The following is a 9,176-nucleotide window of genomic DNA, read 5'->3' on the forward strand; positions in this document are numbered from 1 at the left end:
CTCGTCGCCGATGCTCCCCTCCCGCTTGCGGGAGGGGTCGGGGGAGGGTGTGTGCTGAAAGCCGAGCATGCGGCGGAAGAAGGAGCCCTTTTGCGATCTCCGCCCATCGCGGCGTGTCGCCTGCTACCCTCTCTCACCCTCCCCTAACCCCTCCCGCAAGCGGGAGGGGGACTTGAGAGCAGTTTACCGCAGGTCCGGTGCCAGCGCTTCGGCCTTGAGCCGTTCGATCGCCTCGTCCAGGGTCAGCATGGTCTGGCCCTGGCTGCCGAGGACGCGGAGCGCCACGGTGCTCTCCTCGGCCTCGCGCTTGCCGACGACCAGCAGGTTGGGCACCTTGGCCAGCGAGTGTTCGCGCACCTTGTAGTTGATCTTCTCGTTGCGCAGGTCGCTCTCGACGCGGATGCCCGCGGCGTGGAGCTTGGCCACCACCTCGCGGGCATAGTCGTCGGCATCGGACACGATCGTGGCGACCACCGCCTGTACCGGCGCGAGCCAGGTCGGCAGCTTGCCGGCGAAATGCTCGATCAGGATGCCGATGAACCGCTCGTACGAGCCGAAGATCGCACGGTGCAGCATCACCGGGCGGTGCCGCTCGCCATCCTCGCCGACGTAACTCGCATCGAGCCGCTCGGGCAGCACCCGATCCGACTGGATGGTGCCGACCTGCCAGGTGCGGCCGATCGCGTCGGTGAGGTGCCATTCCAGCTTCGGCGCGTAGAAGGCGCCTTCGCCGGGAAGTTCCTCCCAGCCATATTCGGGCGTGGCGAGACCGGCGGCGACCACCGCGTCGCGCAGCTCGTTCTCGGCCTGGTCCCACATCTCTTCAGTGCCGAAGCGCTTGTCGGGGCGCAGCGCCAGCTTGATCGCATAGGTGAAGCCGAAATGCTTGTAGACCCGGTCGGCGAGCGCGCAGAACGCCTTCACCTCGTCGACGATCTGGTCCTCGCGGCAGAAGATGTGCCCGTCGTCCTGGGTGAACTGGCGGACGCGCATCAGCCCGTGCAGCGCGCCGTGCGGCTCGTTGCGGTGGCAGCAGCCATTCTCGACGAGGCGCATCGGCAGGTCGCGATACGACTTGATGCCCTGCTTGAAGATCAGGATGTGCGCGGGGCAGTTCATCGGCTTGAGCGCCATCCACTGCGCATCCTCGGACACCATCGGACCTTCGTCCTCGATGTTCGGGGTCTCGTCGGGGATGACGAACATGTTCTGGCGATACTTGCCCCAGTGGCCGGACTGCTCCCACTGGCGCGCATCCATCACCTGCGGGGTCTTCACTTCCTTGCTGCCCGCGCCGTTGACCGCGCGGCGCATATAATCCTCGAGCACGCGGTAGATGACATAGCCATTGGGGTGCCAGAACACCGAGCCATGCGCCTCCTGCTGGAGGTGGAACAGGTCCATCTCCGCGCCGAGCTTGCGATGGTCGCGCTTGGCAGCCTCTTCCAGGCGCGTCAGATGCTCCTGGAGCTGCTTCTTGTTCAGCCAGCCGGTGCCGTAGATGCGGCTGAGCATCGCGTTCTTCTGGTCGCCGCGCCAATAGGCGCCCGACACGCGGGTGAGCTTGAACGCATCCGCCGCGACCTTGCCGGTGGAGGCGAGATGGGGCCCGCGGCACATGTCGAGCCAGGCGTCCTGGCCCTTGCCGGCGCGGTAGACGGTCAACTCCTCGCCTTCGGGGAGTTCCTTGGCCCATTCGGCCTTGAAGGTCTCGCCCTGCGCCGTCCAGCGCGCGATCAGGTCGGCGCGCGACCAGACTTCGCGGATCAGCGGCTCGTCGCGCGCGATGATGCGGCGCATCTCCTCCTCGATCGCCGGCAGGTCCTCTTCGGTGAAGGGGCGGTCCTTGGGGGCGAAGTCATAGTAGAAGCCGTCGTCGGTCGACGGGCCGAAGGTGATCTGCGTGCCGGGGAACAGGTGCTGGACCGCCTCGGCGAGGATATGCGCGTAATCGTGGCGCGCGAGTTCGAGCGCATCCGCCTCGTCCTTGGCGGTGACGAGCGCGAGCTGGGCGTCGCCCTCGAACGGGCGGCCGATGTCGCGCAGCTCGCCATCGACGCGCGCGGCGAGCGCCGCCTTGGCGAGGCCGGGGCCGATCGCCGCGGCGATGTCCGCCGGGGTAGTCCCCGGGGCTACCTCGCGGACGGAACCGTCGGGCAGCGTAATGCGGAACATCTCGGACACGGGAAGAACCCTTCTTCTTGGGTGGGAATGGAGCGCGGCTTATGCCCGCGCGGGTGCGATATAGGCAAGCGCTCGCGAAAAGGGGATGGGGTGGGGGGATTTCACCCGTCTCCCCCTCACCCTTCCCCACGCCTTCGGCGGCGGGCCCCTTCCCTCTCCCACAAGGGGAGAGGGAGTTTCGGCGTCCTGGTCCCTCTCCCCTTGTGGGAGAGGGAGGGAGCCGCGAAGCGGCGGAAGGGTGAGGGGGACGCAGCAATGCTTTGGGGTGGCGCACCGCGCGCCGCCAGCATAGCCTGCCGCCATGGACGCCAGCCACCACATCGTCGCCATCCTGCCCTGCCGCGACCTTGACGCGAGCACCGCATTCTACCGCCGGCTAGGGCTGAAGGTGACCGGCGACTACGGCCACTACCGCATCCTGGAAGACGGCCGCGGCTGGCACCTGCACCTGCGGCACGAGGCGAAGACGCCCCAGGCGCCGGACAATCCCTTCGGGCTGTACCTCTATGTCGAGGATGTCGACGCGGTGGCGGATCGGGTGCGCGAGGCCATCATCCAGCCGGGAACGCCGCATGCGATGCCGTGGGGGACCTACGAGTTCGCGGTGTCCGATCCCGATGGCGCGCTGGTGCGGGTGGGGCGGGTGCTGGAGGGGTGATAGATATTTGACCTCGGATCGTTCATCGCGCACGCCATACTGATGATCACCGATTCAACGCTGATGCCTCCCGAGCTTATCCGGTTGCTGAATGAGGTGGGTAACAAGCTAGAGGGTGACGACAACCCTGAGCCGTTACTGCGTAATGCAGTGAACATGGTCGCCAGCATTGACCCGGCTGACATCGCCAGAGCTGACAGGGAGATTGCAGACGCGGCGGGTCTTTACCGACGATATGACATGCCGCTGATCAGCAAGATTTATTCGCCTGTTCGACGCGAGATCTCGTTTTTGTCGCGATTTTCGGGTCTTGAATATCTCTATATCTTTCATCGAGATGGGCGGCTCAGAGAGGCTGCGCTTCGCAACATCCAGGGTGGCTTACCCAGCCCGTTCCTGTTTGCTGCGATTCTTTGGCGGCTGAACGACTGGGCTGAACCCGTTCGTCGGGCGGCAGCCGAGTGTGCAATACGTTGCTTTCCCGCTACGGCAGCTACCATCGTTGCCCGGACAGCCGTCGAAATTCTTGTCCGGCAGAAGACGTGGCGCAGGTGGCGACAAGAGCGTGCCATCCTTGATGACGTGTTTGGGCGCGCTGATGTGGCTGCTGAACTGGCAGTTCTTTTTGCCCGCGCTGCAACCGGCCCGCAGGCTTCGACACTCCGATATGCCATGCGGACGGCGGCGCTCGATCCCTACTTGGTTGCGCTTGCATCTGATGCGGTCCAGCCATCCGTTCGGGCGGTGGCGCTAGAGGCTCTGATCAACGGTAAGGCCGAATGGCCCTCGGGAACCGCATGGCGCTGGATCGACAAATCGATGGGACTGCGACGGCGCGAAACGGCTTTCGACAGACGCGATCTGACGGTGACCTATTGTAGGGAGAGCCTAATTGCACGCGGCATCCGAGACAAGTCAGCGGCGGTGCGGAGAGTGGCGGTCTCCAGCATCATCCGACACATGCTCGATACTTCGGATGCTCGGGCGTTGGCAGAAACGCTCGTCTCTGACCCGTCAAAAGCAGTTCGAGAAAGAGCGGACTTCGTTCTTCGTCACCACGGACGGTAGCGACGATTAACTCGAACAGGTCAGGTCCCAAACACCTCCCGATACGCAAACAACCCCGGTACCCCGCCGGTCATGACGTACAGCACCGCCTCGCCCGCCCGGAACGCGCCGCCGCGGATCGCCGCGAGCAGCCCGGCGAACGCCTTGCCGCTATAGACCGGGTCGAGCAGCAGGCCCTCGGTGCGGGCGAGCAGTTCCACCGCTTCGCGCATCGCGGGCGTGGGGATGCCATAGCCGGGTCCACGCTGGCTGCCGTCGATCGCCACCTCTGCCGCCGTCACGCTGCCCGGCAGGGCGTTGGCGGCGAGCGTCGCCTGGGCCAGCGCCAGCGTCTCGGCATGGGCGCGCTCGGGGGTGGCGAGGACGGCGTAGGACTGGACGCGCGCCCCGTCCGCGCCCGCTGCCGCCATGCCGGCGGCGAGGCCCGCATGGGTGCCGGCGCTGCCATTGGGCACGACGATGCGGGCGAAGCGTTCGCCTAGTGCCGCTTCCTGGCCAAGGATCTCCCAGGCGCAGGCGACATAGCCGAGCGCGCCGACCGGCGACGACCCACCCGCGCCGACCACGTACGGCGTCCGCCCCTCCGCCCGCAGCGCCTCGGCGCGGGTATGGGCGAAAGCGAGCGGGTCGGTGTCGCCGGACACGCGGTGGACGGTCGCGCCGAAGATCGCGTCGAGCAGGAGGTTGCCGTTGCCGCGATAGTCGGCATCATGGCGCGGCACGACATCGGCCAGCACCAGCTCGCAGGCGAGGCCCATCCGTGCCGAGGCGGCCGCGCTCAGCCGGGCATGGTTGGATTGCAGCCCGCCGGTGGTGACGAAGGTGTCGCAGCCCTGCGCGATCGCATCACCGAGCAGGAATTCGAGCTTGCGCAGCTTGTTGCCGCCGCCGCCGATGCCCGCCACATCGTCGCGCTTCACATAGATCCGCACCTCCGTGCCAAGCGCCGCCTCCAGCCGCGTCAGCCGCTCGATCGGCGAGGGGTGGGCGAGCAGCGATACCGCGCCGTGGCGTGTACGCAGCGCTTGCGGATCGGGGCTCATGCGACCCCGAACGGCACGACGTGGTTGGTCGAGATATGCCCGATCGCGCAGCGGCCGAGATAGGGGACGCCCATCTCCTTGCACCACCGGACGATCATCTCGTCCACCGTCTCGCCGAAGGGCGGGTCGTTCTCGGCGATCGCGGTCACCGCGCCGAGGCGGATGCCGGCGATGCCCTTCAATTGCTCGGCATGGGCCATGTTGAACAGCATCCGGTCGATCCGGTAGAGCGGCTCGTCCACCTCCTCGATCATCAGCACATGGTCGGTGAGATCGGGCAGATACTTGCTGCCGATCAGCGAGGTGAGAATCGCGAGGTTGAAGGCGGCGGCGGGGCGGCCATCGGCCAGCGCGGGGTCCAGCCCGCGGCGGTCGCGGTCGATCAGCCAGCCGAGCGCCCAGCCGGTGTCCACGCCGGCATCGTTCTTGCCGATGCTGCTCGCCATCGAGGCGTGTACCGGATGGCCGATTCCGCGGGCGTACAGCGCGCCGAGCAGGAAGCCCATGTCGGAAAAGCCCATGTACGTCTTGCGCCGGGCCGCGTCGCCGAGATGCGGCATCACCGCGTCGAGGATGCGGTTCGATCCATAACCGCCGCGCGCGAACCAGATGGCGTCGATCGCGGGATCGTTGGCGAACTCCAGGAACGCCGCCGCGCGCTCGGCATCGGTGCCGGCGAAATGGCCCGCCGAGAGATAGCATTGCGGGTGGAACACCACCGCATGCTCGGGATAGGTAAGCGCCATGAACGCCGCCATGCGGGCAGACGATTCCCGGGTGACTGGCCGCGCCGGCGCGACGACTCCGATCCGCATATGCTTGTATGGTCTCCTCGAATTGCCGATAGCGTGCCCATGCAGCATGGCAAAGCAACCTTCTTCGTAGGGATCGGCGGTTCGGGGATGATGCCGCTGGCGATGATCCTCGCCGGCCGGGGCGCCCGGGTCTCGGGTTCGGACCGCAGCCTCGACGGCGGGCGGCTGGCCTCCAAGTTCGACTGGCTGCGGTCGCGCGGGGTAGACCTGTTCCCGCAGGACGGCAGCGGGGTGCAGTCGGCCGAGCAGGTGGTGGTCGCCTCCGCCGCGATCGAGCCGACCGTGCCGGACATGGTGCGCGCGGCCGAACTGGGCTGCGCGCGCATGTCGCGGGCCGAGCTGCTGGCGAGCCTGTTCAACGCTTCCCCGCTGCCGATCGGCGTGGCGGGGACCAGCGGCAAGTCGACCGTGACGGGGATGATCGGCTGGATCCTCCACGCCTGCGGGCGCGATCCCACGGTGATGAACGGCGCGGTGATGAAGAATTTCGCCACGCCGGACGCGCCCTTCGCCAGCGCGCTGGTCGGGGCAGGGGACGCCTTTGTCAGCGAGGTGGACGAGAGCGACGGCTCGATCGCCAATTACTGGCCGCGGATCGCGGTTCTCAACAATGTCAGCCTCGACCACAAGTCGCTGGAGGAATTGCGGCTGCTGTTCGGCGCCTTTGCGGGCAAGGCGGCGACGACGGTGGTCAATGTCGGCGATGCCGAGAGCGCGGCGCTGGCGGCGGGGCTGGATCGCGGGCGGACGCTGACCTTTGCGGTCGAAGGCGAGGCGGATCTGATGGCGCGGAACCTCGCGCCCGAGGCCTTTGCGATCGGCTTCGATCTGGTGATGGGCGAGACGGTGCGGCGGGTGCGGCTGCAGGTGCCGGGACGGCACAATGTTGCCAATGCGCTGGCGGCGATCGGCGCGGCGACGGCGGCGGGCGTGTCGCTGGCGGATGCGTGCCAGGCGGTGGAGGGCTTCACCGGGCTGCGGCGGCGGTTCGAGCTGGTCGGCATGGCGGGCGGCGTGTCGGTGATCGACGATTTCGGGCACAACCCGGACAAGATCGCCGCGACGCTCGATACGCTCCACGCCTTTCCCGGGCGGTTGCTGCTGCTGTTCCAGCCGCATGGCTATGGCCCGCTCAAGGTGATGCGGCGCGAACTGGTCGCGATGTTCGCGACGAAGCTGGGGCGCGAGGACCTGCTGGTGCTGCCGGACCCGGTCTACCAGGGCGGTACGGTGTCGCGCGAGGTGACGAGCGCGGACATCGTCACCGATGTCGCGGCGACCGGCGCACAGGCGATGCACATCCCCGGCCGCGAGGCGGCGGCGGCGCATCTGGTCGCGCAGGCCCGCCCGGGCGACCGGATCGTGGTGATGGGCGCGCGGGATGACACGCTGAGCCAGCTGGCCGAAGACATGGTGACGCGGCTCGGCACGTAAATTCCTCCCCGGCACGGGGAGGGGGACCGCGCGGCACCGCCGCGTGGTGGAGGGGCCGTGCCGCAGGCACGGTACTTGTCGATAGCATCGGATACCGCCGCGTTCGCGGCGCCCCCTCCACCATGTGCTGGCGCACATGGTCCCCCTCCCCGTGCCAGGGAGGAATGGTACATGTCAACCACGCTTGACATGTAAAGCATGTTTGACGTAAAGCTCCCTTGTCTATCCGAAAAGGGAGCTTTCCATGGCTTGTGGCACCATGAACGCAGCGCAGCGCCGGTACATGTGGCGGTTCCTGCCCGCGATGGGCGTCTATTCTGTCGTTCTCGTGGCATGCAAAGTGGCGGCCCAGGCGTGGCATCCCGATGGCACGCTCCTGTTCGTCCTGGCCCTCGCACCCGCCCTGCCGCTGCTCGCCGCCATCGCCGCGATCGGCCTCTATCTGATCGAGGAGAAGGACGAGTATCTGCGCAGCCGCAACGCAATTGCCGCGATCGGCGGACTGGGAATCCTGCTCGCGTTCACGACCGTCTGGGGCTTCCTGGAAGAGGGCGGCGTGGTCGGGCGCTTCCCGCTCTGGGGAGCCTTCCCGCTATGGGCTGCCGGGCTGGGCTTGTGCCAGGGCCTGGTCTATCGGCGCGATCGGCCGGGCGCCGACGCATGAACAACCGCCTCCGCGTGCTCCGCGCCGAACGCGCTTGGAGCCAGCAGGATCTCGCCGAACGGCTCGAGGTGTCGCGCCAGAGCGTCAACGCCATCGAGACCGGTCGCTACGATCCCTCGCTGCCGCTCGCCTTCAAGATCGCCGACCTGTTCGGACTCGCCATCGAAGAGATCTTCCTCAACCCCGCCAAGGAGACGGACCAATGAACCGCGTCGTTCGATGCCTGTGCCGCCGGGACAGCCGGCTTCCCTGGTTCGCCATGCTGATCGCGCTGCTGGCGGTGAACGGCTTCTTCAGGCATGCGCATGCCGCTACGGCCCCGACCTCGGTCGCCACCGCCGCCGACACGCTGGTGCAGATGGACCATATCTCGGTGCAGGTGCTCGGCCGCGGCAGCCCGGTGGTGCTGATCCCCGGCCTGTCCAGCCCGCGCGCCACCTGGGACGGCGTGGTGCCCGAGCTGATCAAGAACCACCGCGTCTATCTGGTGCAGGTCAACGGCTTCGGCGGCGACGATCCGCGCGCCAACCTCCAGCCCGGCATCCTCGACGGCATCGTGGCCGATCTCCACACGCTGATCGAGAGCCGCAAGCTGGGCGCGGTGCCGGTGGTCGGCCATTCGATGGGCGGGTTGGTGACGCTCCGGCTGGCGCGCGAACATCCCAGCGACGTCAAAAAGGCGCTGATCGTCGATGCGCTGCCCTTTCTCGGCGTGGTCTGGGGCGGGCTGCCGAACGCCGAGGCGGCCAAGGCGCCCGCCGAGATGATGCGCGCGCAGATGGCCGGGCTGTACGGCAAGCCCTTCCCGCCGCTGCTCGCGCAGTCGATCGCGCGCCAGAACGCGCTCAAGCCCGCCTCGCAGGAAAAGGTCGCGGGCTGGTCTGGCCGTGCCGACATGCGGGTAAGCGGACAGGCAATCTACGAGGACATGCTGACCGACCTCCGGCCGGAGCTGCCGAAGATCACCGCGCCGATCACCGTGCTGGTGCCCTGGACCGAGGCGCGCGGCGGCGAGGAGAAGATGCTGGGCCTTTACCGCGCGCAATATGCCGGGGCGCCGCACGTGACGATTCGCGGCGTTGGTGACAGCGGGCACTTCATCATGCTCGACCAGCCGGATGTGTTCGAGCGAGCGCTGATGACGTTCTTGGCGGGATAAGCCCCCTCTTGTCTGATGGGATGGTGGTATGAAGAGGTTGCGGAAGGGAGCCCGTCCCCCCCGAGGGTCTGGAGCCCGATAGGGAGCAAGGGTCCCTTCCGCGTTGGTCACAACCCTGAACAGTTGCTTGGGACTACCGATCCCGCACGAC

9 protein-coding genes are annotated in these 9,176 nt (G+C 67.4%); 6 read left to right on the forward strand and 3 right to left on the reverse strand.

Features of this window, described 5'->3' with window-relative positions:
- Positions 1-183: 183 nt before the first annotated feature.
- Positions 184-2,175 (reverse strand): threonine--tRNA ligase, encoded by a 1,992-nt coding sequence (gene thrS, locus ABIC65_RS07135; RefSeq protein WP_354307800.1) that lies wholly within the window; start codon positions 2,173-2,175, stop codon positions 184-186.
- A gap of 310 nt (positions 2,176-2,485) precedes the next feature.
- Here thrS and ABIC65_RS07140 point away from each other — a divergent pair, with 310 nt between their 5' ends.
- Together ABIC65_RS07140 and ABIC65_RS07145 are read left to right on the forward strand one after the other, a co-directional pair.
- Positions 2,486-2,842 (forward strand): VOC family protein, encoded by a 357-nt coding sequence (locus ABIC65_RS07140; protein ID WP_354307734.1) that lies wholly within the window; start codon positions 2,486-2,488, stop codon positions 2,840-2,842.
- A 42-nt stretch (positions 2,843-2,884) separates the two neighbouring features.
- Positions 2,885-3,910, forward strand: a complete 1,026-nt coding sequence (locus ABIC65_RS07145) for a hypothetical protein (protein ID WP_354307735.1) — start codon at positions 2,885-2,887, stop codon at positions 3,908-3,910.
- A 20-nt stretch (positions 3,911-3,930) separates the two neighbouring features.
- Here ABIC65_RS07145 and ABIC65_RS07150 read toward each other — a convergent pair whose 3' ends face one another.
- Both ABIC65_RS07150 and ABIC65_RS07155 read right to left on the reverse strand, forming a co-directional pair.
- Positions 3,931-4,953, reverse strand: coding sequence for a D-cysteine desulfhydrase family protein (locus ABIC65_RS07150; protein WP_354307736.1), 1,023 nt, complete (start codon positions 4,951-4,953; stop codon positions 3,931-3,933).
- Entirely contained in the window at positions 4,950-5,768 is an 819-nt protein-coding gene (locus ABIC65_RS07155) for an LD-carboxypeptidase (protein WP_354307737.1), read from the reverse strand. Before ABIC65_RS07155 ends, ABIC65_RS07150 begins: the two co-directional genes overlap by 4 nt.
- A 39-nt stretch (positions 5,769-5,807) precedes the next feature.
- Here ABIC65_RS07155 and ABIC65_RS07160 point away from each other — a divergent pair, with 39 nt between their 5' ends.
- The 4 genes from ABIC65_RS07160 (at position 5,808) to ABIC65_RS07175 (ending at position 9,025) form a co-directional block, all read left to right on the forward strand.
- Positions 5,808-7,202: a UDP-N-acetylmuramate--L-alanine ligase gene (locus ABIC65_RS07160; protein ID WP_354307738.1), complete on the forward strand. Its 1,395-nt coding sequence runs from the start codon at positions 5,808-5,810 to the stop codon at positions 7,200-7,202.
- Positions 7,203-7,446: 244 nt separating this feature from the next.
- Positions 7,447-7,866 carry a hypothetical protein gene (locus ABIC65_RS07165; protein ID WP_354307739.1) on the forward strand — a complete coding sequence of 140 codons (420 nt, stop codon included), beginning with the start codon at positions 7,447-7,449 and terminating at the stop codon, positions 7,864-7,866.
- The gene (locus ABIC65_RS07170; RefSeq protein WP_168847489.1) at positions 7,863-8,072 is read left to right on the forward strand and encodes a helix-turn-helix transcriptional regulator; all 210 of its coding nucleotides are present in this window, start codon (positions 7,863-7,865) and stop codon (positions 8,070-8,072) included. The genes ABIC65_RS07165 and ABIC65_RS07170 overlap by 4 nt, the downstream gene beginning before the upstream one ends.
- Positions 8,069-9,025, forward strand: a complete 957-nt coding sequence (locus ABIC65_RS07175) for an alpha/beta fold hydrolase (RefSeq protein ID WP_354307740.1) — start codon at positions 8,069-8,071, stop codon at positions 9,023-9,025. Before ABIC65_RS07170 ends, ABIC65_RS07175 begins: the two co-directional genes overlap by 4 nt.
- Positions 9,026-9,176 lie beyond the last annotated feature (151 nt).

The organism is Sphingomonas trueperi (assembly GCF_040545665.1).
GTDB classification, from domain to species: domain Bacteria; phylum Pseudomonadota; class Alphaproteobacteria; order Sphingomonadales; family Sphingomonadaceae; genus Sphingomonas; species Sphingomonas trueperi_B.

What these genes read in the sequence shown, in the direction of transcription:
- thrS (WP_354307800.1), bottom strand. Translation starts at nt 2,175, where the DNA reads ATGTTCCGCATTACGCTGCCCGACGGTTCCGTCCGCGAGGTAGCCCCG.
- ABIC65_RS07140 (WP_354307734.1), top strand. Translation starts at nt 2,486, where the DNA reads ATGGACGCCAGCCACCACATCGTCGCCATCCTGCCCTGCCGCGACCTT.
- ABIC65_RS07145 (WP_354307735.1), top strand. Translation starts at nt 2,885, where the DNA reads ATGATCACCGATTCAACGCTGATGCCTCCCGAGCTTATCCGGTTGCTG.
- ABIC65_RS07150 (WP_354307736.1), bottom strand. Translation starts at nt 4,953, where the DNA reads ATGAGCCCCGATCCGCAAGCGCTGCGTACACGCCACGGCGCGGTATCG.
- ABIC65_RS07155 (WP_354307737.1), bottom strand. Translation starts at nt 5,768, where the DNA reads ATGCGGATCGGAGTCGTCGCGCCGGCGCGGCCAGTCACCCGGGAATCG.
- ABIC65_RS07160 (WP_354307738.1), top strand. Translation starts at nt 5,808, where the DNA reads ATGCAGCATGGCAAAGCAACCTTCTTCGTAGGGATCGGCGGTTCGGGG.
- ABIC65_RS07165 (WP_354307739.1), top strand. Translation starts at nt 7,447, where the DNA reads ATGGCTTGTGGCACCATGAACGCAGCGCAGCGCCGGTACATGTGGCGG.
- ABIC65_RS07170 (WP_168847489.1), top strand. Translation starts at nt 7,863, where the DNA reads ATGAACAACCGCCTCCGCGTGCTCCGCGCCGAACGCGCTTGGAGCCAG.
- ABIC65_RS07175 (WP_354307740.1), top strand. Translation starts at nt 8,069, where the DNA reads ATGAACCGCGTCGTTCGATGCCTGTGCCGCCGGGACAGCCGGCTTCCC.